The sequence below is a fragment of the Rufibacter radiotolerans genome (assembly GCF_001078055.1).
Classification (GTDB): Bacteria; Bacteroidota; Bacteroidia; order Cytophagales; family Hymenobacteraceae; genus Nibribacter; species Nibribacter radiotolerans.
Genome location: NZ_CP010777.1, coordinates 863,276 through 887,986, shown reverse-complemented (window position 1 = coordinate 887,986; position 24,711 = coordinate 863,276). Strand labels below are relative to the sequence as shown.

The following is a 24,711-nucleotide window of genomic DNA, read 5'->3' as shown; positions in this document are numbered from 1 at the left end:
GGGCCGGTAGCAGGACTTATTATTTAGCTTCCTTCACTTTAATATCTGTCCCCAGGCGCTGCAGATAGGCAATAAGGGCTACTATCTCTTTCTCTGGTTTCACCTCTATGTTCTCTTTGCGGAGATCGGCAGAGATTTCACGGGCCTGGCGCATGAGGTCTTCATTGGCTTTCTGGGCGTACCCTTCTTCATAAGGAGTACCTAAACCAGCCAGCGTCTCAATCTTGGCCTCAGTGTCTGAGGTATCCAGGTCTTTCTCAAACAGCCATGGGTAAGACGGCATGATAGAGCCCGGTGACATTGAGGTAGGATCCAGCATATGGTGGTAGTGCCAGCTGTTAGGGTACTTGCCACCCACGCGGTGCAGGTCTGGCCCGGTACGCTTAGAACCCCACAGGAACGGACGGTCATAGACAAACTCGCCGGCCTTAGAGTACTCGCCGTAGCGCTCCGTCTCTGAGCGGAACGGCCGCACCATCTGGGAGTGACAGTTCACGCAGCCTTCTTTGATGTAGACATCGCGGCCCTGCAGCTCCAGCGCGGTGTAAGGTTTCACACTGTCAATGGTAGGCACGTTAGATTCTACCAGGAACGTTGGGATCATCTCCACGGCGCCCCCAATCAATATAGCCACGGTGGCGAACACGGCCATTTGTACCGGTCTGCGCTCAATCAATCTGTGCCAGTGACCACCAGCGTGCGGGGTCTCTCCTTTGATGACCACGGCCGGCATTAACGGAGCAGACTGGGCTTCTTCATTGGCCAGCAGAGAGCCACTCTTCACGGTTTTGATGACGTTGTAGATCATCAGGAACACGCCACTCAGGTACAGCAAGCCACCAATACCGCGCAGGTAATACATAGGCACAATCTGCAACACGGTCTCTAAGAAGTTAGAATACTGTAACAGGCCTTCATTGGTGAACTGTTTCCACATTAAGCCTTGGGTAAACCCAGCCCAGTACATAGGCACGGCGTAGAATAAGATACCCATGGTGCCTAACCAGAAGTGCCAGTTAGCCAGTTTTTTAGAGTACAGTTCGGTTCTGAAGATGCGGGGTAGCAACCAGTACAAGATACCGAAGGTCAGGAAGCCGTTCCAGCCCAGGGCGCCAACGTGCACGTGGGCAACTATCCAGTCTGTGTAGTGGGCAATGGCGTTTACGTTTTTAAGCGACAACAGCGGTCCTTCAAAGGTGGCCATACCATAGGCGGTAATGGCTACTACCATGAATTTCAATACCGACTCTTCACGCACTTTATCCCAGGCACCGCGCAGGGTCAATAGACCGTTGATCATCCCGCCCCAGCTGGGCGCAATCAGCATCACCGAGAACACTACGCCCAGGGACTGAGCCCAGTCTGGCAAGGCGGTGTACAGCAAGTGGTGAGGACCGGCCCAGATGTAGATAAAGATCAAGGACCAGAAGTGGATGATGGATAATCTATAAGAGTATACCGGCCGGTTGGCGGCCTTGGGCAGGAAGTAATACATCATGCCTAGGTAAGGCGTGGTTAAGAAGAACGCGACTGCGTTGTGGCCATACCACCACTGTACCAGCGCATCTTGCACCCCGGCGTAGCCAGAGTAAGATTTCATGAACGTTACCGGTATCTCATACGAGTTTACAATGTGCAGCACCGCCACGGTTAAGAAGGTGGCAATGTAGAACCAGATACCCACGTACATGTGGCGCTCGCGGCGTTTGATAATGGTCCCGAACATGTTCCAGCCGAACACTACCCACACCACCGTGATGGCAATGTCAATGGGCCATTCCAACTCAGCATACTCTTTAGAGGAAGTGTAGCCTAACGGAAGCGTGATCACCGCCGAGACAATGATTAACTGCCAGGCCCAGAAATGGATCTTGCTGAGCACATCTGAGTACATGCGTGCCTTACAGAGGCGTTGCAGCGAGTAGTACACGCCCATGAAAATACCGTTGCCCACAAACGCGAAGATGACGGCGTTGGTGTGCAGGGGCCGTATCCGCCCGAAGGTGGTGTACTCGGTACCCATGTTCAGTTCGGGGCGGGCCAACTGGAAGGCAATGAGCACCCCAATCAGCATACCGGTTACCCCCCAGAAAAGGGTGGCATAGGCAAAGTCTCTGACAATCTTGTTGTCATAATAGAATGTTTCTACCGTTCGGACGCTGTTTTTAAGCGCCTCCCCGGGGGCTTTTAGAACCTCAGCTAACATGTGCGGTGTCCTCCATAGGTTTGGTTGAAATTGAAGTAAGGGGTTGTTTGTGCGTTAATTCATTGTCAAAGAGAATGCGAACGGAGGGCGTGTAATCATCTTCATATTGGCCCGAACGCACCGCCCACAGGAAAGCCCCCAGAAACAGGACGGCAACCAGAATACTGATGCTGATTAGTAAAAAAATGATGTTCATAGCACTACCGGTTTATCTCTTCCTGAACCGGACCGGCTATTGCCATGAGCAGTGAATCTGCTCTTTCTGGCGCTTACCTAGTCCTTTCAGCGTTACAAAGGTCATAAGACAGGCGCGCGAAAAAGATGACGGAAGTCACTTTTGAGGGTGATTGATGTCAGAGAGGGAACGAAAGAAAAATATTTTCACTTTACTACTGCAATCAATAAAAATACAAATTAATATTAGTTTGATCATAGTTTAAAATTCTTAATTTTGTCTTCCATATAGATCAAAGTGCGTTTCCTACTTAATTTATAGGTATTCAATTTTATGAGAATGGGAGTTATTTATAGAAATCTATTTTTAAATAAATTCAGAATAAATAGTCTGGATAAAATTTATTAAACAGAAAACTCACACATTATTTTTTTTATTTAATTGATTCTAATCAATTAGTTAGGGGCAGATATACTTCTAAATAAAGCACTTTACTAAATAAATTCTGAATATTACTCCAATTGTCTTTTTTACTTATAATTAAATTATTATGAAAAAAACGTTTATTCTATTCGCATTTCTCTCTTTCCTATTTACAGGATGTCTTACAGAAGAGGAGGAAGTCACACCAGAACTTACACAATATGATCAAAGTGTAATTTCATATTTCAAAGAGATTGGCCTTGGCTTTTTCTTTGGTGGCAGTAGCGAAATTACCAGGAGATGGGAAACTGATATAAAAGTTTATATTGAAGGGACTCCCACAGCTGAAAATTTAAGTGAGTTCCAAAAGGTTAGAAATGAAATAAATGCCTTAGCTACTAATGGCTTTTCTATAGAGGTAGTTTCTGATAAAAGTCAATCAAACACTACCCTATTCTTCGGCAGTGTAGAACAGTTCTCTACTCTGTACCCTGCCTCTGCAGAAGTAGCGAGAGTGAACCTCAGGGCATTTTCAGTATGGTGGAATCCAAGTCAAGAGATTTACAAAAGCCAAATATTCATTGATAATCAACAAGCAACCGCAACTCAACAGAAAAGTTGGACCCGCGGAATGTTAACTGGCTCTATTGGGTTAGGCCAGGTATCCCCAACTTATTCAGAAAGCATTTTTTACTCAAAAGCAAATACCAATACTGCTTTCACACAGTTGGATAAAGACCTAATAAGACTCTTATATCATCCTAATATGCGAATTGGTTTAAATAAGGATGAGGTTGGTAAAGTTTTAGAAAATATTTTATTGGATGAAAAGTAATAGAATAAATTAACCAAGACACCTTCAAAACCATTACTAAAGAAGCCAATTGCCATTAACTTATCTTAATGGCAATTGGCTTCTTTAGTAATATCAAATTAACCGTTCTCTATTGAAATATGATTTATGGCAAAATGCTTTATAGCAAATATGCAGGTGGAATTAACTGATCTAAATAATCATTATTCATTGGGCTCAACCTGTTTTAAGGCCATTTTAGGAAAAACAGCCTCAAAACAGATACCTACTATCAAGGTATACTATTCACTACCAGGGTTCTCCTTGCGGTTTTTCTCCACCTGCGTATAAAACACCTTAGCCAAACCCTAAACAACATGGAGAAAATAGCCATTACCGGAGCCACTGGCCACTTGGGCCGCCTTGTCATTTCCAAACTGAAAGTAAAACAACCAGAAGCCCAGATTGTGGCGCTGGTGAGGTCTAAGCAGAAAGCCGCCGACTTGGGCGTAGAAGCCCGCGAAGCCGATTATGACCAACCAGAAACCCTGGATAAAGCCCTGGAGGGCATAGACACCTTGCTCCTGATCTCTGGTAGTGAAGTAGGCAAGCGGGCCACGCAGCATAAAAACGTGATTGCCGCGGCTAAGAAGGCCGGCGTGAAATGGATAGTGTATACCAGCCTGCTGCATGCCGACAGATCTACCCTTAGCCTGGCCGGGGAACACCTGGCCACCGAAGCCGCCTTGAAAGAGTCGGGCATTCCGTACACCTTGCTGCGCAACGGGTGGTACACAGAGAATTATACCGGTTCTATACCCGGGGCTTTGGCGGGCGGGGCTTTCATTGGCAGCGCCGGAGATGGCAAAATATCCTCTGCATCCCGCTCTGATTTTGCCGAGGCCGCCGTCACCGTTTTAACGTCTCCAGGACAGCAGGGCAAAGTGTATGAACTGGCCGGTGACGAAGCCTACACCCTTAAAGACCTGGCCGCCGAGATTTCTCGCCAAACCGGAAAAGATATTCCCTACAAAAACCTGCCAGAGGCGGACTATGCCCGAGCCCTAACCAGCTTCGGGTTACCCATAGACCTGGCCCACGCCATTGCCGGTTGGGACGTCTCTGCCTCTAAAGGAGACCTTTTTAATGATGGCCACCAACTTTCTGCCCTCATCGGGCACCCTACCACTCCCCTGGCTACTACTATTTCTGAAGGCCTCAAGGGTACCTAACCGGCCATTCTTTAAGATCCTACCACCTGAAAGCCCTGTGGGGCTTTCTTTTTTTATCTTCCCTGCTACAGCGGGGACACACTAGCAAATATTGGGCGGTAAGGTTTCTAATTCTCAGGTTTATTGCTACCTTCCTAAAGGCAACCTAAACGCAGGCTTGCCTTTTCCCTCATCACCTTTTTCTTACCTCTAGGGGAGCGGCGAAGACCATTGGCGTTTTCATCCGTGCCTCCCCGGAAGGATCATGTAGTGTATTGCGTATTTGTTTGAAGTATTTTGGACACTCCGGCGGGGAGCAAAGCCAGACACCTTTAAAACACCGTCTGCCCGGCTCCTGATGTATTGGCGTTTATGTACACGTTTTACTTCATCTCACTTTCCACCTTATGGAAGCCATTAGCACTGACCTCACAGAGGAAATCAAGAGCCTTAATTCAAAATTTGTTCATCTGTTTAGCCAAGGCGATGCCGCGGGCGTCGCTGATCTTTATACCATTACCGCCTTGCTGATGCCGGCGGGCCATGAGGCCCTTAAAGGCCGCGAAGCCATTTGCCAGTACTGGCAAAGTGCCCTGGACATGGGCGTAAAAGAAATCACCCTTGATACCGTAGAGGTGGAACAGCTGGACTTCACGGCCATTGAACTGGGCACCTATGTGCTCAAAGGCGATGGGGGCCAACCCCTGGACAAGGGAAAATACATGGCCGTCTGGAAACAGGAAAATGGCCACTGGAAAATGCAGAAAGACATCTGGAACAGCAACCACCAGGCATCTTAGCCACCGCTGCTCCTTAAAACCTGCTCACCGCCCTGCATCAGCCTCTTATCTAAAACGGAAGGAGCCGGTGCAGGGCGGTGGCGTGTCTAGCTGGCGCCCATTACAAAGCCGTGTCCGGATAGGTCCCTAAAAAGGACAGCGCAAAAAAAGCCTCAAAATAATAGGCAGAATCCTGTACATTTTCCGCAGGCCCCGTAAAAATCTAGTACGTATTCAAAAAGCCCAGAAACAAACTCTTATTATCTAACTCGTTACATGATATTGCACGTACTTTGGGTTTCTATAACGTAATTGGGGCGAATTTTTAAATACCGTAAACCCCAGAAGGCCATGGTGAAGAAATTGGCGCTTTTACGTTCTATACCAGCAAATTAAAAATGAAAAATAGAATTACCTATTGTCACCAAGCTCCCAACATAAACGACTCTGCCGAGGCTGGCTTTCCGCAACTCCGGCTTCCTTCCAATATTCACAGGTTAAGAGCAACAAGCCTCCTGGATAATAGCAATAAACGACTGCTTTTTGCTTTCTTATTTTTGGTTTCCCTGGCGGCGCCTTTAAGCTCCATGGGGCAGCGCACCCGCCAGACCACCAGCAACAGCGTGCTTCGGCTTTTCAAGGTCTCCAATAAACTTACCTTAACGGCCGGAGGTGGAGTTTCCGTGATGAACAGTGATTACGCCGCCGACAATAGGAGCACCAAAAACCTTTTAAAGTCCAACGGCTTCGGGGTTACCGCCGGGTTGGGCGCCATCCGGCAAGTGACTCCTTATCTGGCCGCCTTTGTGAACGTAGATTTCTATCAGATAAAGGGCGAACAGACGTTTACCCTGGAGCAGAAAGACCTGTCTTTTAAATCCTCCGTTGTGTCTGGTACCGGTGCCTTGGCCATGCACTTAGCCAGCCGAAACACCCTCAACAACTTCTATAACCGGTCTTTCCAGGGGGCCGTGGTCATTGTGCCTTATGTGAAACTGGGGGTTGGCCTCTTAGGGTATGATGTTGATTCTAATGAAACAGCCCCGGAGGGTACCGAAGGCAAGAGTTATCCGGCCATGGCGCTGGTCATTCCCATTGGCGGCGGCGTCAGGTTCAGGCTCTCTGACCAGATAAGCATTGCCACCGACCTTACCCTCTCCATGCCCTCCACCGACTTTCTGGACAACCGCGAGGGCACTAATTCTTACCTGGGCTCCAATGACAAGTTCGCCAGTTTCACCATTAAGGCGCTGTACACCTTGCCCAAGAAAAGTGTGAGGTAAAAGCGCGTTCTCCTTTTCCAACCTTCCTTTCCGTTTCAGGCCCGTTTTCCCAAAAACGGGCCTGAAACGTTTTTTGCCTGCTGGTTTGTGCAAAGCAAATTCAGGTGAATAGTCCCCGGTTTGAATTTCATTCTTATTTCCTATATTCACCTATAAGATATCCTTTATACAAAATTATATACCTCTACTATTCTTCTCATGTTAGCTCGCGCCCTCCTCACTTTATTGCTCTTGTTCTGGCTGCAAACAGGGTTTGCTCAGAAGTGGGTTCCCCCGGTTTCGTTGGTGGCTAATTCTCAGTTACAGAGTATTGCCAAACTCAGTTACCATGACAGCCTCAAGACCTATGTGATAGAATTCAACCCTGAGTTGGCCATGCAGGCCGGGCCTTTTGTGTCCGCCTTCCACCAGGCCCATGAATACGGGCACCTGCAAAGAGGCCACGTCAATAAAAAGAAGTTGAACCAGCAAGGCAACGGCATGCTGCAGCTAAACAAGGACATGGAAATAGGCGCTGACATTTACGCCACCGAGTACCTGTACCTGCAAGACAAATCCATTCTGCTCAGCATGCTGGATTACCTGCACACCAGCGCCCATGAAGACCTGTTGCATTACCCCCGTAAAGCCAGGGCGCACCGCCTAGACCAGCACCTACATTCCCTCTCCTCCTACTCCACGCAGAACGTAGCCTGCAGGCATAGGCTGCATAACGAGGATGAATCTGCCTGTACCCACGTCTCCGATACCGGAAAACCCCTGCATGGCTCAGACTACACTCCCTGCCTCCATGTTACGCACCCTGCCGGCGACAATGTGAAGGTGAGAAACCAGTAACCGCTGTTTCACTGCTTATAAAAGGTAATCCAAGTACTCTTTCTGGCTGTAAAACGCTGGGGTTAGCAGTCGCAGGTAAAGTCACGGGGGTTGTATTTGGCAGCGGGCACGTCGCCTACTTTTACCAGTTGGTCAAAGGCGAGTTCCTGGCCGGTGACCAGTTCCAGCACTGGCCCTCCCTCCTTCTCCTCCACCTTTTTGATCATGGTGGTCACGGTCAGGTATTCGTTCAGGTCCGTTACGTACTGTATCTTCAGAAACTTCTTTTTTTGCACGGCCTCAGTGACCGCGTCTAGTAGGGGCTTATCCATTTTTTTGCGTTGGTTTTGTCTTTGGGTTATACGCGCCCCTGGCTTTTGGTTTGTTTTACCCAGAACAGGCAAGAAAGCCAACCCAAGTACTTTGCACATGGCTACTAAGTATTTTTAACATTTCGGCCAGGTACTTTTCCAAAACCTTTTCTGTTCTTTGGAGTTTCTTTTTTCAGACTGATTTTTTACCCCTAACTGCACAACATTCCCCTCATGGATTTTTTCAGAATCTTCCAGAAAGCCCCAGATAACTTTGTTGTTCTTTCCCCTGACTATACCGTGCTGGCCGCCACAGAGGCTTACTTAAAAACTACCCTGCGGTCCCTGGACGACATTAAAGGCAAGCACTTTCTGCTGGAGGCTTACCCAGACAAAGATTACTCTTATGAGGAAAACCCCGTGAAGCTGTCCCTGGACCGGGTGGTAGAAACTAAGCAGGTTGACCACATGGACCTGGTGCGCTACCACATAGCCCGCCCCGCCCACGAAGGCGGCGGCTATTATGAAAGCTTCTGGGAGGCCTCGCATACCCCTGTCTTAGATGACCAGGGCAACCTGCAGTACATTATCCAGAAAACCGAGGACGTGACCGAGCGCGAACTGGCCAAGCAAGCCCAGCAGGCCAGCGAGAAGAAGTTCAACACCATGACCGACACCATTCCCCAGCTGGTATTCACCTTTACTCCCCAGATACAGGTCACGTACGTGAACAGCCGCTGGGAAAAATACACCGGAATTTCCGCGCAGCAGGCCCTCCACCCAGACTATAACTGGGAAAACGTGGTACACCCCCAAGACCTGCCCGATGTTATAAAGCGGCTACAGGAAGCCATAGCCAACAAGAAGGAATTCCAGATGGAGGCCCGCTTCAAAAACCACGAAGGCGCCTACCGCTGGTTTCTTTGCCGCATAGTACCCGTGCTTACCAAAGACGGCAGCGCCATTGAAACCATAGTGGGTTCCTGCACAGACGTGCACTCCACCAAACTCATGGTGCAGGAACTCCTGGACTCTGCTGAGCAGATGTCTGCCCTGGCGGACCAGGTCACGCTTAACCATAAAAAGGCCGAAAGCCGCCGCCTTACCCTGGAACGGCTTATCATGCAGGCGCCCGTCTTCTTCTGTATTCTCAATGGTCCCACACACCGCTATGAACTGGCCAATGAGAAATACCAGCAGTTGATACCTAACAAAGAATTGCTGGGCAGAACCGTGATAGAGGTAGTACCAGAAGTAGAGGAACAGGGCCTCATTGCCGTGCTGGACAACGTCTACAACACCGGTGAGACCTTTACGGCCAACAACATTCTGGTGAAAATTGACAAGCACAATGACGGCGTCTTGCATGACCTGTACCTTTCCTTTGTGTACCAGGCCATGTATGACGAAGAGCAAAAAATTACGGGCATTTTGGTCTGCGGGTATGAAACCACAGAAAGTATGTTGCTGAAACAATCTACTCAAGCTTAGGCAGGTACAAACCCACCATAAAACACAGAGGTACCTTTATATCACCGTATGAATACCGCGCAGGTAGATTTTCAACAGCTACGCATCAAGCACATTTTATATAAGTCAAAAATTCGCTCCGTGCTTTACGGGGGCACGTATGATGACACCTTTTTCTCTGCCTCGGGGCCAGTCAATGTCTGGTTTACCACGGTGGGGCTCTCTACCTATCACAGAGAACCAGAACTACAGCAACTCTCCGTTATTCAAAAGGAACTCAACACCGCCGCCAAACACTACATAGACCTTTACCAGGCCGGCCGAATTGATGAAGCTCATGAAGGCCTTGAAAAAGTAGAATCCCACTCAGAGAAGTTTCTGGACCTGCTTTCTAAAATGGAACAGCGGTTACGGTAAAATCTCTATCTAAAAAGGGAAGACGGGCCAGCGCCCGTCTTCCCTTTTTAGCGCTTTTTCTCCTGCGATAGGCAATTTAGGCCCTGCCTTGACCTAGCTACCTGTTAGCCTCCGGCAACTTATTTTCAATAAGAGAGCATTTTCGTTTCAGGGCCGTTTTCCGGAAAACACGCCTAAAACAGTTTTACCTTACTGCCCTTCCTTTACCTCTGTCCCTCAATTCTTTACCCATTAACAATATCCCTCTAGCACCCGTATCTCTTAAAAATATTCAAATTTTATTTTAAAAAGGTCAATTTAAAATAGAGATACGATGGATAGAATATTAGGTGCGTATGCGCCGCAAATCTATGCCCTGCTGCGTATAGTGGCGGGCTTACTGTTTATGATGCACGACACCCAGAAACTATTTGCGTGGCCCGGCGGAACAGGTCCGGTAGAGTTGGATTCTATGATGGGGGTGGCCGGTGCCATTGAGTTGGTGGCTGGTTTCATGATTGCCATTGGCCTGTTTGCCAGTTGGGCCGCTTTTATTGCCAGTGGCGAGATGGCGGTGGCTTATATTATAGCCCATGCCCCCAATGGCTGGGCACCAATCCTGAACCAGGGCGAATTAGCGATGCTGTACTGCTTTCTGTTCCTGTACATTGCCGCCCAGGGTGCCGGTATCTGGAGCCTTGATGCCGCCAGAGGCAACAGACTGCACCCTGTTTCGCGCTAAAGCGACAGGAATTGCCTTTCAGATTTCACAAAGACAAAGGCTGTTTCATTACTTCAACCTTCATTTCCCATTGCGCAAAAACGCCTTTTCGGTGACTGTCCCTTCTTGTAAGGGACAAATACCGGAAAGGCGTTTTAGGCTACTTAAAAACCAGTCTTCTATTGTTTCAGGGCTTCCTGCACCTCGGGGCTCAGCGGAGAAACGGCCGGCCCGAAATAATGGGTCAATACGCCGTTCTCATCCAGCAGGTACTTACTGAAGTTCCAGTCGGGTTCATGCTCGTTCCAGCCGTTCTTTCGGGCATCTGAGAGCCAGTTGTAGACCTGGTTCTGGTTTTCGTTTTTCACCACCACGCTCTTTTTGGCCAACGGAAACGTGACCCCGTAATTCACCTGGCAGAACTGAGAGATATCGGCGTCATTATCTTTCTCCTGCTCCTTAAAGTCATTGGCCGGAAACCCGATGATCACCAGCGAGTCTTTCTTCTGCTCATGCAGCTGTTGCAGTTCTTCATATTGGCCGGTGTAGCCGCAGTTGGAGGCCGTGTTCACCAGCAGCACTTTCTTGCCTTTCAGTTGGCTAAACTCCAGGGGCTTGCCGTTGTTGAGCACGGTGTTCAGGTTATAGAACGGTTGGGCAGGCGCCACCTTCTTCTCGTTAGTCAATACCCTTCCCTTCGCGCTGGCCTTAGACAGGCGCATGATCAGGGGGTAGAGCATTTTGAGTATTCGTTTCTTAAGATCCATAATCAACTAGAACCGGTAACCGGCTCCAAGGTTTTATAGTACGGCCGCAAATTCAGAAAAGAATTTGTTTTAAGCCCGTTTTTCTAAAAATAGCCCTAAAACAGAACGTGCTACCTCACACGGTTAGTGTTTGTGCCACCAGCTTTCAACCTCTCATTTGCGACAACGAGGGCCCATTGTCACAGGCTGTTTTAGTTTATAGGTGTTTTCAGAAAAACGGCTTTAAAACGCCTGGCACGGCTATTCTCAACCAATGGGGTTCCCTGCTTTATCTGCTTCCATTGCAACTATCAAAGTGGGCATCCGTTTTTAAGGAGAACCATATGGTGTACAGCAAACAGCTACAGACATGAAAAAATTAGCATTTATAGCGGCCTTAGTAGCCGGTGCCTATCTGCAGGCAGTTCCTGCGGAGGCTTCAACTCCTGCCGTGCAGGACACCACCAAGTACCAAACTAATAAAGAGCGGGCCAAGACCGGTACCCACCAGATGGGCCATGGCGCCAAAGAGATGGGCAAAGGCACTAAAAACGTGGCCGTAAGCGGGGCCAAAGCTACCGGCAAGGGAGCTAAGAAAGTAGGAACCGGTGTGGTAAAAGGCACCAAGAAAGCCGGCAAAGCCGTGAAGAACACCACTAAGAAAGGGGTAAAGAAAGTAGACGAGAAAATTGACTAACCCTTCTCAGCCTCTTATACCAAAGCCTTCCGGTCTCCGGAGGGCTTTATTTTTAAACCAGGTTTCTAAATCCTTTCTGCCTTACCTAATGTCTGGCGGCAGCCTTTCATTCCAGCTATTTATCCTGCTGGCACCTCTGCCGTTTACAGCCTGGTTTTGGCAAAACAGCGCCAAACCAGCCCGTTCCCTCCAGGTAGAAGCATCATGCCTAACCTAAAAATCTGCCACTTTTTTTTCATAGTAAACTTCAATTAAGGCCAGGCTTCTACTTAGCCGTTGATGTTCATTCCACCCTTGCTCCAGGAGACTTCCATTATTCCTTACAATCCTTTCCAAAACCATTTCCCCTGCCCTGTCCGGGTTTCCAGAAAGTTTTAATGAAGGAAAAGCGTATAAACACTTCTGATTCAACCGTAAAACTCCTTCTTTTTCTGACTACTCTATACATTTATTTAATACAATTTTAATCTCATTTTAATCCAGGTTATATTAACTCAGTGGCCGGTCTGCCGTATTTCTACCAACGCACTTGTGCTATTTCTACTCAGCCTTCCTGGCCCAATGGGCCCACTCCCTTCACCTTAAACGTTTTAAGTTACTATGGATAAAAAGAATAAAGCTTCTGGTAAACAGCCTAACCAGACAAACCGCCAGGTAGACCAGAATAAGAAAGACCAGCAACTGGAAACGTTCCGGGAGAACCCCCAGGAGCAATACCTCACCACCGACCAGGGCGTGCGCATTTCAGATACAGACAATTCCCTGACCGCCGGTTCCAGAGGGCCCACGCTCTTAGAAGATTTCCACTTCCGGGAAAAGATGACCCACTTTGACCATGAGAACATCCCGGAGCGGGTAGTGCACGCGCGCGGTTCTGGTGCCCATGGCTACTTCCAGCCGTATGACACCTCCATGACCCAATATACGAAGGCCAAGTTCTTGGTAAACCCCGGCCTTATTACTCCGGTTTTTGTGCGGTTCTCTACCGTGGTGGGTTCCCGTGGCTCTGCAGACACGGTGCGTGATGCGCGTGGCTTTGCCGTTAAGTTCTACACCCAGGAAGGCAACTATGACCTGGTAGGCAACAATATTGCGCCGTTCTTTATTCAGGATGCCATCAAGTTCCCAGACCTGGTGCACGCCATCAAGCCAGACCCAGACAATGAAATGCCCCAGGCCAGTGCCGCTCATGACACCTTCTGGGATTTCGCGTCTTTGGTGCCTGAAACTACGCACATGATCATGTGGGTGCTCTCAGACCGGGCCATCCCGCGCTCCTTCAGGATGATGGAGGGTTTTGGGGTACACACGTTCCGGTTCATCAATGAAGAAGGCAAGGGCCGATTTGTGAAATTCCATTGGCGCCCGCTGTTAGGCTCTCATTCCCTGGTTTGGGACGAGGCCCAGAAGCTTGCCGGTAAAGACCCGGACTGGCTCCGCCGCGATCTTTGGGAGGCCATTGAGAAAGGAAATTACCCAGAATATGAACTGGCGGTGCAGATAGTGGAGGAAGAAGACGAACACGCCTTCGGGTTTGACCTGCTGGACGCCACCAAGATCATTCCTGAGGAGTTGGTGCCGCTGCAGCCCATTGGCAAAATGACCCTGAACCGCAACCCAGACAACTTCTTCGCGGAGACCGAGCAAGTAGCGTTTCACCCCGGCAACCTGGTACCAGGCATAGACGTGACCAATGACCCGCTGCTGCAAGGCCGCCTGTTCTCTTACCTTGACACCCAATTGAACCGCTTCACCAGCGCCAATTTCACGGAGGTGCCTATCAACAAACCAGTTTGCCCGGTGCACAACCACCAGCAGAACGGGTTCATGCGCCAGACCATTAACAAGGGCAAAGCCAACTACTTCCCTAACTCTGTGGGCGGTGGCTGCCCCATGATGGCCCCGGAAGCCATGGGCGGTTACATGCACTACATGGAGAAAGTGGAAGGCCATAAAATACGGGAACGCAGCGAGAGCTTTAAAGACCATTACACCCAGGCCTCGCTCTTCTACCACTCCATGACGGAGGTAGAGAAAAAACACATTCTGGAAGCCGCCCACTTTGAGCTAGGCAAGGTAGAATCTGAGGCCATACGGCAGCGCATGATTGGGAACTTTGCCCACGTAGACCTTGAGTTCGCCCAGAAAGTGGCCGAAGGCGTGGGCATTGACCCACCCACCGGCAAGGTAGCCGAGGCCATCAAAGACACCGTAAAGGCCCTCAAAGAGAAGATAAGCACCCGTAAATCGGTTTCAGAGTCACCGGCCCTAAGCATGGAGAAAAACAAAAAACCGGTGCTTAAATCATTGAAGGTAGCCATTCTGGCCGCTAACGGGGTAAACGTAGCTCAGGTAAAAGCGCTGAAGGAGGCGCTAAAAGCCCAGGGCGTGGAAAGCGAGGTGGTGGCCAAATTCCTGGGCATGCTCAAAGGCGCAGACGGGGCCGAACTGAAGGTAGACAAAAGCCACATCACCACCGCCTCTATCATGTATGACGCCGTGCTGGTACCAGGCGGAAAAAAAAGCGTGGAGGCCATGAAAAAGCAGGGCGCTGCCGTGCACTTCCTCAATGAGGCCTTCAAGCACGGCAAAACCGTGGCAGCGCTGGGCGAAGGGGTAGATTTATTGGCCGCCTCAGACATTAAAGGCATTACCCTGGCCACTGCCAAAGACGGGAAAATCACCTCTGACAAAGGGGTAGTGACTTCCGGCGCCAGCGCCGATGCAAAAGCCTTTGGGAGTGCGTTTCTGGAGCAGCTTTCGCAGTTCAGGCACTGGCAGCGCGAAGAAAAAGACACGGTTCCTGCCTAACCACTAGGGTTTTTTATATCTCTGAACAGCCTCCTGCCCCACCGGCGGGAGGCTGTTTTTTTCTACCCCGTTTTAGGCCCGTTTTCCGGAAAACAGGCCCAAACAGCCTACTTCTCCCCTTCGTTGTCCGGGGGTATCTCGCGTACCGGCATGAGCACAAACTCCAGTATCCGCCAGTTCAACCCCTCTATTTCCTCGGCTACCTTGTTCAGTTTCTCCACCAGGTTCTCGTCAGTGATGGGTACTACCAAGCCTTCGCCCAGGTACACGTGGCCTTCTTCACGCATCCTGAACGCGTGTTCCTTTATCCAGTCCTGTTTTTCCAGAATGGCGTTGATCTGGTCCAGCAACGGGTCTTTCTTTTGCTCTTCCACGGTTTTGGGCTGCTCATCCATTAGATCAAAAACGGCTTGCTTGAGGTTGGTGAACCCATCTTTGATTATGTCTACGGAGATGATCAAGGCCGCCACGGCATCTGCCCACCAGAAGCCCAGGCCAATGCCCAGAATACCCAGTATGGCCGCAGCCCCGGTCATCCAGTCGGCTTTGTTCATCTCGGCGTCGGTGAACAGGTTCTTCTCATGCAGTTTTTTGGCCAGCGGCAGTTTCATGCGCCCCAGGAAAACCGCCGGCAAGGACCCATACACCAACGCTGCCATCATGAGGTAGCCCAGCCAGATCTCCTGCCCAAAAATGACGGCTATGCCAATAGTGGGGTGCTCCTGCTTGATGAGGGTCATGGTGGAGTCAATGATCAGAAAACCACCCACTGAGAACAGCGCAATGGCACTGCATAGATAGGCAATGCTCACTACCCGGTGGTACCCATACGGAAAGTCTTTGTTAGGCTTCTTATGGAAAACCTTGGACGCAATGAGAAACGAAACCGAGGGCGTAAGACTCAGCACATCTTCAAACCAGGCTGTTTTCATGGCCTGCGAGTTGCCCATGGTAAAGAACATGACCAGCGCCGCCGAGATGAGATACCCAATGGTGATCCACTCCAGCTTTTTGGCCTTCCGGAACGGCTCCCGCAGTTCCGGCGGATATTCAAATCGGTCCAGAGGTTTCATGGCCGTTCCTTTTTAAGTTCTTCTTCTTTTTTATGCAGGAATTTCTCCAGTTCCAGCACCAGGGCGTTCTCGCCCATGATCACCCCAAACACGTGCTTCTTTTTCTCCAGGGTGAGATAGGGTCTGGTAAAGGAAATCTTGCTTTTCCAGGGGGAGTCATCCGTCAGGCCGGCCACCACCAGGTGCAGTTCCTTCTTTTCCAGGGCTTCCAGTAATTGCTGCTCCGTGCCCGGGTGCCATTGTACTTTCGCCTTTATGGTTTTCGCGAAGGCTTTGATCATTTCCGGCTCCAGGCCGGTTGGTTCCTGCGCGCCTTTCACCACCCAGGGTGGGTTTTCTGAGTAGCCTACGTCCAGGGTGCCGCCGCTCACTTTCTCCAGGGAATCCTCGGGGTCTTTGGGGATTTTATCACAACTGCTCAGCCCCCACAAGGGCAACAGCAGGAACAGAAGCAACCTTATTTTATGTGCCATGGCAGCGTCAACTTTTAGAATTATTCCTTATGTTTCAAGCCCAGGGAAAGTCTGTTCTCATTTTTTTCAATGAATTTTAAACCTTTGCTTAAAATTGCTGTTATAACGGCCCCTTGGCCTAATTGTTCGCTTATTCCTTTCTTTACCCACCTATAAAATCAGGACAGTCCGTTATTTTTCCAGGGAAAGCGGCTCAATCTCTATCTTTGTATTTCTTTTAGATGCTCATTCCATGAAAAAGCTGTTGGTATTGTTCGGTTTCTTACTGTTGGGTTGCCCCATGTTTGCCCAGGTGCACCAAGTGCGCGGCAGTTTCACCCCGGGCCATTATTACACCAAAGAAGGCCAACGGGTAGAGGGCCTGATCCGGCATGTGTATGGCGCCCAGACGGGCGAAGGCCCCTCCAACCAGATAGAGGTCAAGCCCACGGCCAAAGCCAAACCCGTTCCCCTCACCACCAAAGATGTTCAAGCCTTTGTGCTAGGCCAGGACAGCTTCACCGTGAAGAAAAGCTTTGATATTAGTCAGTTCAACCATTACCAGGAAGATTTCATGCGGGTGGTAAAATCTGGGGCCCTAAACCTTTACCTGCACTACTCCACTTCCACCTTCCCTACCCTGCAGCCAGTGCTCACTTACCTGGTAGAGAAAGACGGCGAATTCTACCGCATGGTACGCCCCAAGAATTTCTCAGAACAGATCAACCTGCTCATTGCAGACAACAAGGCGATTCTGCAGAAAGTCAAGAACAAGGACTACACCTTTGAAGACCTGCAGGTGCTGATTGATGCGTATAACCTGTGGGCGGTAAATAAGGCGGTGAAGGTGGAGTAGAGTTGATTTCTATGCGGGGGTGGGCCGTCCCGGGCCTTCAAAGGGGAGGAGGAATTTCTTGCAGGTGCGTAGGGACAGGTCGCGACCTGTCCCTACGCACCTGCAAGAAATTCCCTGGTTCAAGTTTTCAACTTGGACCCATTATGCCGGAAGTTTCCAACTTCCCTGCGGCCCCGCCGCAGCACCTCTATGGCGAGGAAAGAAGTACCCGGCAGGTGTAAACACCCCCCTTCGCCCCCCTCAAGGGGGGAGTCTGCGCATATTAAACGTAATTGCGTTTTGAGGCTGTTTTCCTTAAAACGTGCTTAAAACCCTATCCCATACATTCCCTCAATTCCAGTCTTTACTTCGAGCGCCTCGCTTGTGGCCTTGTAATAGCTTCACTAAGAGCAAAAGCAAGTCTAGGCCGCAAGGGCAGTGCGAGGGGGAAAGACGGGGCCCCGCGGCCGTGAGCGCTCGGAGGGAACAAATGAAACAACCAAGCATAAGGACTTAGGCATAGGCTGCCAATCCAAGGCAATAGCGGAATGCGTACACACCAGCGAAAGCAAACTCTTTATCTTAAAACCCGCCATCAAGGCAAAATGGTCTAAGGCAAAAGCAAAATTCCGTGAAAGCACCAGATAACCCCAGTTACTCCCACGGAATACTCCCCTGACGGACGTCAGTAAAACCTATCGCAACCCTGCCCGTCTCCCGGCAATCTTCACCGAAAGCACCGCAAACGAAATCACACTCAACGTACTCACCGGCATTAGAATGGCAGAGACGATGGGCGTAAATTCCCCCATCACCGCCATGGTCAGGCCTATGATGTTGTAAACGAATGACACCCCGAAGGCCGCCAGAATTAATCGTAAACTGGTTTGGGAGAACCGGATAAAGTGAGCCAGCTTGGTGAGTTGGTGGGCATCCAGAATGCCGTCGCAGGACGGGGAGAAGCCGGTCACGTTGTCGGTGAGGGCCAGGCCTACGTCGCTTTGGCGGAGGGCACCCGCGTCATTGAGACCGTCCCCGATCATCATGGGCGAACGGCCTTGTGCTTTGAGGTGGTTAATGTACTCCAGTTTCTGCATGGGGCTCTGGTTGAAGAGCATCTCGGCGTCTGGCCCGAAGAATTCACGTAGTCTGGCTTCCTCGCTGTCATTGTCTCCGGAGAGCACGGCTAGTTTCTTGGTCTTGCCCAGCTCCTGCACCAGCTCTTTGAGGCCTTTGCGGTACACGTTCTGGAACATATAGTAGCCGCGCACCTTTCCGTCCAGGGAAATGTACACACGGGTCTGACGCACGTCACTAGAAGAAGTAAAATCGGCGTTTACCCAGGTCCCGGAGCCAATCTCAATTAGGGTGTCCCCTACTATGCCTTTAAGCCCTGCCCCCGGTTTCTCCAGAAACTCCAGAACTGGCTGCGGATTCCCTTTCAATGAGCTATACAGGCGTTGGCTGAGCGGGTGGGTAGAGTGCTTGAGCACGGAGCGTACCAGCTGCTCTTCCTGCGAGGAAAGCGGGTGGCCAATGAAGTTGATCTCGGCGGCGCTGGGCTCGGTGAGGGTCCCGGTTTTGTCAAAGACCACGGTATCGGCTTTGGCCATGGCTTCCACCACGCCACTGTTTTTGAGGTAGAACTTCTGCCTTCCAAAGATGCGCAGGGTAGCCCCCAGCGTGAAGGGCGTAGCCAATGATAGCGCGCATGGACAAGCAATCACCAGCACCGAGGTAAAGGCCTCAATGGCCATGTCAGTGTCACGGGGCACCCAGTACCAGAGCGCGCCGGCGGCGATGAGCAGGGTCACGCTCAGGAAGTATTTCCCGACGGCGTTGGCGTAATTCTCTACGGTCTGCTTTTCGTCTTTCTTGAAATTGGCGTGGTTCCAGAGCTGGGTCAGGTAGCCTTGTGAGACTTCTTTCACTACCTCTAATTCAATTCCTTCGCCTAGTTGTCTACCGCCGGCATAGATGACTTCTCCGGCCACCCGCGCCACAGGCACAGACTCACCGGTCACAAAGCTGTAGTCAATATTGGCCGTGCCGCGCATGAGAATAGAATCGGCGGGAATCAGTTCATGGTTGCGCACTAGAATACGGTTTCCTTTCTGCAGTTCTTTCACGGAGGTAGGGAGCTCCTGCCCGTTTTTCAGGACTGAGACGGCAATAGGGAAATAGGAAGTGTAGTTACGGTCAAAGGCCATGGAGTCATAGGTGCGGCGCTGCACGTACTTGCCAATCAGCATAAAGAACACCAGCCCCGTAAACGAGTCCAGGAAGCCGGGGCCTCTGCCCGTGGCAATGTCATAGAGACTGACGGAGAACAAAGCCAGCAGCCCAATGGCGATAGGTACGTCCAGGTTAATGATGCGCTGCTGCAGGCCTTGCCAGGCACTGGTAAAGAAGCCGCGCGCGCTGTAGAAGAATACCGGCAAGGCCAGCAACACGTTCAGCCAGCCAAAGAACCGCCCGAAGGAATGCTGCAGTCCGCCAAAATATTCAGGGAAACTCAACAGCATCACGTTCCCGAAGCAGAAGCCGGCCAGCCCCAGTTTGTAGTAGATGGAGCGGTCCTGCTTAGGGGCCGGGGCCTCCATGTCGGCCAGGGTGATCTGCGGTTCATAGCCGATGTGGGCCATGAGTTCCACCACCTGGGCCAGGTTGGTCACGCCGTGCTCAAAGGTAAGGGCGGCCTCTTTGCGCAGGAAATTCACGCGCACGTCGGTCACTCCCGCGTTGAGGCGGTTCAGGTTCTCCAGCAACCAGATGCAGGAACTGCAGTGCATCTGCGGAATGCTAAAGGTTATTTTACTGACGGAGTCGTTCTGGAAATCCAGGAGCTGTTGCTGGACCTTAGGGTCATTGAGGTACTGGAACCGGGCCGAGGCAATGGGGTCTTTGACCGAGATGCCGGGGCGATTGTCCAGGGTATAATAGGTACAGAGGTCGTTTTCAGAAAGGAGTTCATACACTACCTTGCAGCCGTCGCAGCAGAATTCCTTGTCATCAAAAGGGATAATGGTGCTGTTGCATTCGTCACCGCAGTGGTAACAGGTATGGACGTCGGTCTCTAGATGTGCGGTCTGGAGCATAACTGGTCTTTTTAGTCTGCCACAAAAGTACCGCCTCGGCCCCGGCCAGAAGATGATATAAGTCATTCTTATGCATGACTCTGCGCAGGCACTGCCGTTTTAGGCTGTTTTGGAGAAAACGGGCTTAAAACAGGAATACACGCTTTCCATTATATCTGAAGCCTTGGTTTTCAAAACGGCTGCTGGAAACCGGAGATTCTCCCTTTAAAGCTAATTCCTTCTCACAAGAGGTTGCACGCATTTCTTCCCCTTTAAAGGGGGACTATTAAACATCCTAACTGGGACTTTACAAAACCATACGCTCCCTTACGCAGAGAAGATAGTGCGCCGCGGTTCTTTGCCGTTTTCCGGCAGAGCCGGAAAGGAAAGTACGGGTACCAGGTTATCTTCTGCCAGACGTTCAGTGGCGCTGCTATGGAAGAGGCCTTCCATGAAGGAGTAATGCTGTTTGGCCACTATGAGCACCTGGGCGTGGTGTTCCTGCACAAAGGTCTCAATGCTGCGCACCACCTGCTTGGAGTACACCCGCACAAAATTAAATTCCGGGGCTACCTGGGCCCATTCCTGGCAGAAGGCCTTCCAGTGGGGATTGGTTTTCTCGGTCTCTTCCTCCTGCACGTGCAGCACGGTTATTTCAGCGCCCAGCTCCCGCTGTATGGCCTTGAGCTGGTGCGCGTGCCAGATAGACTCATGGGTGTGGTCTGTGGCGTAGACCATGCGCGAAAAGCCTTTAAAGGGCAGGTTAGCCGGCACCGACAACACCGGACAAGGTGCGTGGTCCATTACATCGGCGGCATTGGTTCCCAGCCAGCGGTCTATCCGGGAGTTGGCACCCTTGCTGCCCATGACAATGAGGCCCACAGATTCGCGGGCCGCGTAATAAGACGCCGCCTCCAAACCGCGGCCTACCAATAGCTCGCCCCAAACGGTCAGGCCCTGCCCTTGGGCCGCCTGTATTTCCTGTACCTGCTCCTTCAGCCGCTCCCTCAGGATGGGTTCTATTTCCTGGTCAATGATGAGTGACTCAGGCGGATACAGCACCGGGTCTGTCCAACCTGCCCCGGCCAGCCCCGAAGAGAAATCTGTCCGGACCATAGGCATGAGGTGCACGTGCAACAACACCAGCTGCGCCTGCAGGGCGCGCGCCAGCTCTACCGCATAGGCTACCGCATTTTTGGAGCCTTCTGTAAAATCAGTAAGAATAGCTATGGTTTTCATGACGTTAGCAGGCTAGGTACATTGTATTAGTACCTACCTGAGCCTCCTAAGGTTGTGCCCGCCCGCTTTTGTTTAAAGCGCGTAATGGTGCCTGCCCAACGCCGTGCGCTGTTTTGGAAGTGTTTTCAGAAAAAGAGGCTTAAAACGGGTTTCCGGCGGGTAAAAAAGGAAAGCGTAAGACCCGCTAAAGCGGAATCTCCAGGGCCTGCAATAGGCGTTCCTCCAACTCCGGCAGGTCACAGTAGCCACGCGAAATAAGCCGAAGCCCCTGCGGATGGTCAAGGTACACGCTGGGCAGCGTAGATACACCCAGGTTCTCCACTTCCTGGAACTCCAGCTGGGTCTGGCGGTAAATCTCCTCGGTCTCAAAAACGGCCAGGAACAGGTTCTCGTCAATCCCGAAGGGCCGTACCACGTCCACCAGCACCTCGGGGCGGCTCAGGTCCAGGCCATCGGCGAAGAACGCCGAATGGAGGGCGCGCAGCACTTCCAGGGTGAGGTTGGGGCGCAGGTGCCGCACGGTGAGCAGTGCCCGGCAGGCGGGCTCCGTGTTAAAGGTGATCTCAGGCTGCAGGAAAAAGCTGTAGTCAAAGGGCAGACGGGATTTTTCCTGGGCGCGGTGCCAGTTTACGGCTAGCTTGTCTTTCTCCTCAGGGGAAAGCACGTCCTGGGGGTTTGGCCGCAGCCCCCCTACCATTACCTGCACAGAAAGCCTTCCGTACCACAGCGCCCGCAGCCTGCGCACCACCGGCGTAAACCCGTAGCACCAGGCACACATGGGGTCCGTGACATACAATAAAAGCGGGTTGGAAGGAATATTCTGCATAAGTCTGCGGCAAAAGGTACTCTTCTATTTACCGATTTCTTGGGAGGAAAGGTTTAGATGGACCGGCGAATCTGTGCCAGTGCGAGGAAACGGAGAAACCTGTTTTAAGGCTGTTTTTTGGAAAACGGCCCTGAAACGGCTATTCGTGGTAAATCATTTTCACGGTCATACCCCCGTCTATGACCAGGCTCTGGCCCGTAATAAAGCCGGCCTTGTCTGAGCACAGGAAAAGGGCCGCCTCGGCTATGTCTTCGGGGGTACCCACGCGGCCCACGGGGTGCTGTTCTTTGTCTTCTTTGCTGTGGTGCGGCACGGTCTTTTTACCTTCCTGCTGCCAGGGGCCGGTCTCAATCCAGCCCGGCGCGATGGCGTTGACCCGCACGCGCTGGGGCGCCAGGCTTATAGCCAGCGAATGCGTGAGCGACTCCAACCCACCCTTGGCGGCGGTATACCCGAACGTGTCTGGCTCAGACATGAAGGCGCGGGTAGAGGTAATGTTCAGGATGGTGGGGTTGGTGCCTTTCTCCAAGAGCGGTAAGGCGTATTTGGCACAGAGGAAGGGCCCGCGCAGGTTCACACTTAGCACCTGGTCAAACTCCTCTACCGTGACCTGGGCCAGTGGCTTGCGGGGCGGGGCGGCAATACCGGCGTTGTTGATGAGCACATCCAGGTGGCCGTGCTGTTGCCGTATCTTGTTCATAAGCTGCTGCACCTGCTGTTCTTTGCTCACGTCACAGGGCATGAACTCCACGGCCAGGTGCTGCTTTTTAAGCCAGGCCATGGCGTCTGCGCCGGCGTCCCAGTCCAGGTCTGTGATGACCACGTGGCCGTGTTCCAGCGCGAAGGCCTGGGCCAGGCCACGGCCAATGCCCTGGGCGCCGCCCGTGATCAGGATAACTTTAGAGGAGTAATAGGGTGATTTTGCCATACGGTGCGCTGCGCCTGAAATGTCTCTCTCTTACGTTACTTTTTCTTTTTAGGGCTTTTCTTTCTTTTGGGGGCATTCTCAAAGTCCTCCACTTCCTTCAGCAATGACTTCAGGTCTGGTTTCACCTCCGCGGAGAAGTCAATGGTGGCGGTGTAGTCCTGCTTTTCAATGTCCAGCACCTTAATGGGCTTGCCCAGGTATTTTTCAATCTCATCCAGAATGGGCTTTTCCTCGGGGCTGCAGAACGACACCGATTTTCCTTTGTGGGTGCCACGGCCGGTACGGCCCACGCGGTGCACGTAGTTTTCGGGTACGTCTGGCAGGTCATAGTTCACCACGTACTCTACCGCGGGTATGTCAATGCCTCGTGAGCTCACGTCGGTGGCAATGAGCACCATCACCTCGCCTTTCTTGAACCGGTTGAGGGCAGCCAGGCGGTCTTTCTGCTCTTTATCGCCGTGCAGGGTGTCTGCCTTGATGCCCACGCGCTCCATGGCGGCATGCACCCGCTCTGCCCGCACCTTGGTACGCACAAACACCAGTATCTTGCTGCCTTCGTTTTCTTTGATTACGCGCTCCAGGAAGAAACGCTTGTCATCCATGCCAATGTAGGCCACGCTATGGTCTACGTTTTTAGACACGGGGTCTTTAGGCGAAATCTGGATACGGATGGGCTTGGTCACCAGCGAGTAGGCCAGGTCTTTGAGCACCTCATTGATGGTAGCCGAGAAGAACAGCGTCTGCCGCTTGCGGGGCAGGTGGCGCAGCACGTCTCTTATGTCTTTGATGAAGCCCAGGTCCAGCATGTGGTCGGCCTCGTCCAGGATAAGGATCTCTACGCGCTCCAGCCGGATATGGCCCTGGCTTACCAGGTCAAACATACGGCCGGGGGTGGCTACCAGAATATCTATGCCGTCTTCCAGTTTGGTGATCTGGGGGGCCTGCTCTACCCCGCCATACACGGTCATGGTCTTGACGCGGGTGTGCTTGCCCAGGGTCTGGAACACCTCGGTGATCTGGAGGGCCAGCTCGCGGGTGGGCACCATGACCAGGCACTTGATGCCGTCCTGGCGGGCGTATTGCTTGCGCTCATGCAGCATGTGCAGCACGGGTATGGCGAAGGCGGCGGTCTTACCGGTCCCGGTCTGGGCAATGGCCAGCACGTCTTCGCCTTTTAAAATGGGCGGAATGGCCTTGAACTGGATGTCGGTGGGTTTCTTGAAGCCTAGTTTTTCCAGGGCTTTCTTGATGGCGGGGTTGATATGGTAATCGTCGAATCTCATGTGCGCGGGTATTCTGGCCGGGGCCGGGTGACAAACGGTTCTTGGTTGTACGCGGTACCGGCCAAAACCTTTTACAAAGGTGCGATTTCTTTCTGGGTTTTGCAGGCAGTGGCGGGGAATGGGTAGCCGGTATTCTGTTTTAGGGCCGTTTTTGGGAAAA

At 51.5% G+C, this 24,711-nt stretch carries 22 protein-coding genes; 11 read left to right on the top strand and 11 right to left on the bottom strand.

The genetic code is table 11. From position 1 onward, the window contains the following. Positions 1-19: 19 nt before the first annotated feature. Positions 20-2,206 carry a cytochrome-c oxidase, cbb3-type subunit I gene (ccoN, locus tag TH63_RS03825; RefSeq protein WP_048919775.1) on the bottom strand — a complete coding sequence of 729 codons (2,187 nt, stop codon included), beginning with the start codon at positions 2,204-2,206 and terminating at the stop codon, positions 20-22. Continuing rightward, entirely contained in the window at positions 2,196-2,402 is a 207-nt protein-coding gene (gene ccoS / locus TH63_RS03820) for a cbb3-type cytochrome oxidase assembly protein CcoS (RefSeq protein WP_048919774.1), read from the bottom strand. Before ccoS ends, ccoN begins: the two co-directional genes overlap by 11 nt. 529 nt (positions 2,403-2,931) lie before the next feature. Here ccoS and TH63_RS03815 point away from each other — a divergent pair. The 5 genes from TH63_RS03815 to TH63_RS03795 all read left to right on the top strand — a co-directional run bounded on the left by TH63_RS03815 (position 2,932) and on the right by TH63_RS03795 (position 7,707). Continuing rightward, positions 2,932-3,639 (top strand): DUF2927 domain-containing protein, encoded by a 708-nt coding sequence (locus tag TH63_RS03815; RefSeq protein WP_048919773.1) that lies wholly within the window; start codon positions 2,932-2,934, stop codon positions 3,637-3,639. Between the two features lie 335 nt (positions 3,640-3,974). Then, positions 3,975-4,829, top strand: a complete 855-nt coding sequence (locus tag TH63_RS03810) for an SDR family oxidoreductase (RefSeq protein WP_048919772.1) — start codon at positions 3,975-3,977, stop codon at positions 4,827-4,829. Between the two features lie 386 nt (positions 4,830-5,215). Continuing rightward, complete coding sequence (locus TH63_RS03805; RefSeq protein ID WP_048919771.1) at positions 5,216-5,608, top strand: YybH family protein; 393 nt, start codon at positions 5,216-5,218, stop codon at positions 5,606-5,608. Positions 5,609-5,985: 377 nt separating this feature from the next. Continuing rightward, positions 5,986-6,870, top strand: coding sequence for a hypothetical protein (locus tag TH63_RS03800; protein ID WP_197088629.1), 885 nt, complete (start codon positions 5,986-5,988; stop codon positions 6,868-6,870). Between the two features lie 198 nt (positions 6,871-7,068). Further along, on the top strand, positions 7,069-7,707 hold the full coding sequence (locus TH63_RS03795) for a M48 family metalloprotease (RefSeq protein WP_048919769.1): 639 nt from the start codon (positions 7,069-7,071) through the stop codon (positions 7,705-7,707). Between the two features lie 62 nt (positions 7,708-7,769). Here the strand turns inward: TH63_RS03795 and TH63_RS03790 are convergent, their stop codons facing one another. Continuing rightward, on the bottom strand, positions 7,770-8,018 hold the full coding sequence (locus tag TH63_RS03790; protein WP_156180347.1) for a hypothetical protein: 249 nt from the start codon (positions 8,016-8,018) through the stop codon (positions 7,770-7,772). 213 nt (positions 8,019-8,231) lie between these two features. Between TH63_RS03790 and TH63_RS03785 the strand changes: the two genes are divergently transcribed. The 3 genes from TH63_RS03785 (at position 8,232) to TH63_RS03775 (ending at position 10,605) form a co-directional block, all read left to right on the top strand. Beyond that, on the top strand, positions 8,232-9,488 hold the full coding sequence (locus TH63_RS03785) for a PAS domain-containing protein (protein ID WP_048919767.1): 1,257 nt from the start codon (positions 8,232-8,234) through the stop codon (positions 9,486-9,488). A 48-nt stretch (positions 9,489-9,536) separates the two neighbouring features. Further along, positions 9,537-9,884, top strand: a complete 348-nt coding sequence (locus TH63_RS03780) for a hypothetical protein (RefSeq protein WP_048919766.1) — start codon at positions 9,537-9,539, stop codon at positions 9,882-9,884. 313 nt (positions 9,885-10,197) lie between these two features. Continuing rightward, on the top strand, positions 10,198-10,605 hold the full coding sequence (locus TH63_RS03775) for a DoxX family protein (RefSeq protein ID WP_048919765.1): 408 nt from the start codon (positions 10,198-10,200) through the stop codon (positions 10,603-10,605). Positions 10,606-10,763: 158 nt separating this feature from the next. On the opposite strand, the gene TH63_RS03770 is transcribed toward TH63_RS03775, so the two are convergent. Next, positions 10,764-11,324, bottom strand: a complete 561-nt coding sequence (locus tag TH63_RS03770) for a glutathione peroxidase (protein WP_231583542.1) — start codon at positions 11,322-11,324, stop codon at positions 10,764-10,766. Positions 11,325-11,700: 376 nt separating this feature from the next. Between TH63_RS03770 and TH63_RS03765 the strand changes: the two genes are divergently transcribed. Both TH63_RS03765 and TH63_RS03760 read left to right on the top strand, forming a co-directional pair. Continuing rightward, positions 11,701-12,027 carry a hypothetical protein gene (locus TH63_RS03765; RefSeq protein ID WP_048919763.1) on the top strand — a complete coding sequence of 109 codons (327 nt, stop codon included), beginning with the start codon at positions 11,701-11,703 and terminating at the stop codon, positions 12,025-12,027. A 600-nt stretch (positions 12,028-12,627) separates the two neighbouring features. Then, positions 12,628-14,838 carry a catalase gene (locus TH63_RS03760; protein WP_048919762.1) on the top strand — a complete coding sequence of 737 codons (2,211 nt, stop codon included), beginning with the start codon at positions 12,628-12,630 and terminating at the stop codon, positions 14,836-14,838. A 107-nt stretch (positions 14,839-14,945) separates the two neighbouring features. Here the strand turns inward: TH63_RS03760 and TH63_RS03755 are convergent, their stop codons facing one another. Beyond that, a complete protein-coding gene (locus TH63_RS03755; protein ID WP_048919761.1) occupies positions 14,946-15,911 on the bottom strand; it encodes a cation diffusion facilitator family transporter in 966 nt (321 codons plus the stop codon). Next, a complete protein-coding gene (locus tag TH63_RS03750; RefSeq protein ID WP_076606396.1) occupies positions 15,908-16,384 on the bottom strand; it encodes a transporter substrate-binding domain-containing protein in 477 nt (158 codons plus the stop codon). The genes TH63_RS03755 and TH63_RS03750 overlap by 4 nt, the downstream gene beginning before the upstream one ends. 232 nt (positions 16,385-16,616) lie before the next feature. On the opposite strand from TH63_RS03750, the gene TH63_RS03745 reads away from it, so the two are divergent. Then, the gene (locus TH63_RS03745) at positions 16,617-17,219 is read left to right on the top strand and encodes a hypothetical protein (RefSeq protein WP_048919759.1); all 603 of its coding nucleotides are present in this window, start codon (positions 16,617-16,619) and stop codon (positions 17,217-17,219) included. Positions 17,220-17,893: 674 nt separating this feature from the next. On the opposite strand, the gene TH63_RS03740 is transcribed toward TH63_RS03745, so the two are convergent. The 5 genes from TH63_RS03740 to TH63_RS03720 form a co-directional block, all read right to left on the bottom strand. Then, positions 17,894-20,296, bottom strand: coding sequence for a heavy metal translocating P-type ATPase (locus TH63_RS03740; protein ID WP_048919758.1), 2,403 nt, complete (start codon positions 20,294-20,296; stop codon positions 17,894-17,896). Positions 20,297-20,602: 306 nt separating this feature from the next. After that, positions 20,603-21,514: a universal stress protein gene (locus TH63_RS03735; protein ID WP_048919757.1), complete on the bottom strand. Its 912-nt coding sequence runs from the start codon at positions 21,512-21,514 to the stop codon at positions 20,603-20,605. A gap of 184 nt (positions 21,515-21,698) precedes the next feature. Beyond that, entirely contained in the window at positions 21,699-22,340 is a 642-nt protein-coding gene (locus tag TH63_RS03730) for a DsbA family protein (RefSeq protein WP_048919756.1), read from the bottom strand. 139 nt (positions 22,341-22,479) lie between these two features. Beyond that, complete coding sequence (locus tag TH63_RS03725; protein ID WP_048919755.1) at positions 22,480-23,268, bottom strand: SDR family NAD(P)-dependent oxidoreductase; 789 nt, start codon at positions 23,266-23,268, stop codon at positions 22,480-22,482. Between the two features lie 35 nt (positions 23,269-23,303). Then, complete coding sequence (locus tag TH63_RS03720; RefSeq protein WP_048919754.1) at positions 23,304-24,551, bottom strand: DEAD/DEAH box helicase; 1,248 nt, start codon at positions 24,549-24,551, stop codon at positions 23,304-23,306. Between the last annotated feature and the right edge of the window lie 160 nt (positions 24,552-24,711).

Bases quoted from the DNA above. Each gene is read 5' to 3' on its own strand.
- ccoN (WP_048919775.1), bottom strand. From the start codon at position 2,206: ATGTTAGCTGAGGTTCTAAAAGCCCCCGGGGAGGCGCTTAAAAACAGC.
- ccoS (WP_048919774.1), bottom strand. From the start codon at position 2,402: ATGAACATCATTTTTTTACTAATCAGCATCAGTATTCTGGTTGCCGTC.
- TH63_RS03815 (WP_048919773.1), top strand. From the start codon at position 2,932: ATGAAAAAAACGTTTATTCTATTCGCATTTCTCTCTTTCCTATTTACA.
- TH63_RS03810 (WP_048919772.1), top strand. From the start codon at position 3,975: ATGGAGAAAATAGCCATTACCGGAGCCACTGGCCACTTGGGCCGCCTT.
- TH63_RS03805 (WP_048919771.1), top strand. From the start codon at position 5,216: ATGGAAGCCATTAGCACTGACCTCACAGAGGAAATCAAGAGCCTTAAT.
- TH63_RS03800 (WP_197088629.1), top strand. From the start codon at position 5,986: ATGAAAAATAGAATTACCTATTGTCACCAAGCTCCCAACATAAACGAC.
- TH63_RS03795 (WP_048919769.1), top strand. From the start codon at position 7,069: ATGTTAGCTCGCGCCCTCCTCACTTTATTGCTCTTGTTCTGGCTGCAA.
- TH63_RS03790 (WP_156180347.1), bottom strand. From the start codon at position 8,018: ATGGATAAGCCCCTACTAGACGCGGTCACTGAGGCCGTGCAAAAAAAG.
- TH63_RS03785 (WP_048919767.1), top strand. From the start codon at position 8,232: ATGGATTTTTTCAGAATCTTCCAGAAAGCCCCAGATAACTTTGTTGTT.
- TH63_RS03780 (WP_048919766.1), top strand. From the start codon at position 9,537: ATGAATACCGCGCAGGTAGATTTTCAACAGCTACGCATCAAGCACATT.
- TH63_RS03775 (WP_048919765.1), top strand. From the start codon at position 10,198: ATGGATAGAATATTAGGTGCGTATGCGCCGCAAATCTATGCCCTGCTG.
- TH63_RS03770 (WP_231583542.1), bottom strand. From the start codon at position 11,324: ATGCTCTACCCCCTGATCATGCGCCTGTCTAAGGCCAGCGCGAAGGGA.
- TH63_RS03765 (WP_048919763.1), top strand. From the start codon at position 11,701: ATGAAAAAATTAGCATTTATAGCGGCCTTAGTAGCCGGTGCCTATCTG.
- TH63_RS03760 (WP_048919762.1), top strand. From the start codon at position 12,628: ATGGATAAAAAGAATAAAGCTTCTGGTAAACAGCCTAACCAGACAAAC.
- TH63_RS03755 (WP_048919761.1), bottom strand. From the start codon at position 15,911: ATGAAACCTCTGGACCGATTTGAATATCCGCCGGAACTGCGGGAGCCG.
- TH63_RS03750 (WP_076606396.1), bottom strand. From the start codon at position 16,384: ATGGCACATAAAATAAGGTTGCTTCTGTTCCTGCTGTTGCCCTTGTGG.
- TH63_RS03745 (WP_048919759.1), top strand. From the start codon at position 16,617: ATGAAAAAGCTGTTGGTATTGTTCGGTTTCTTACTGTTGGGTTGCCCC.
- TH63_RS03740 (WP_048919758.1), bottom strand. From the start codon at position 20,296: ATGCTCCAGACCGCACATCTAGAGACCGACGTCCATACCTGTTACCAC.
- TH63_RS03735 (WP_048919757.1), bottom strand. From the start codon at position 21,514: ATGAAAACCATAGCTATTCTTACTGATTTTACAGAAGGCTCCAAAAAT.
- TH63_RS03730 (WP_048919756.1), bottom strand. From the start codon at position 22,340: ATGCAGAATATTCCTTCCAACCCGCTTTTATTGTATGTCACGGACCCC.
- TH63_RS03725 (WP_048919755.1), bottom strand. From the start codon at position 23,268: ATGGCAAAATCACCCTATTACTCCTCTAAAGTTATCCTGATCACGGGC.
- TH63_RS03720 (WP_048919754.1), bottom strand. From the start codon at position 24,551: ATGAGATTCGACGATTACCATATCAACCCCGCCATCAAGAAAGCCCTG.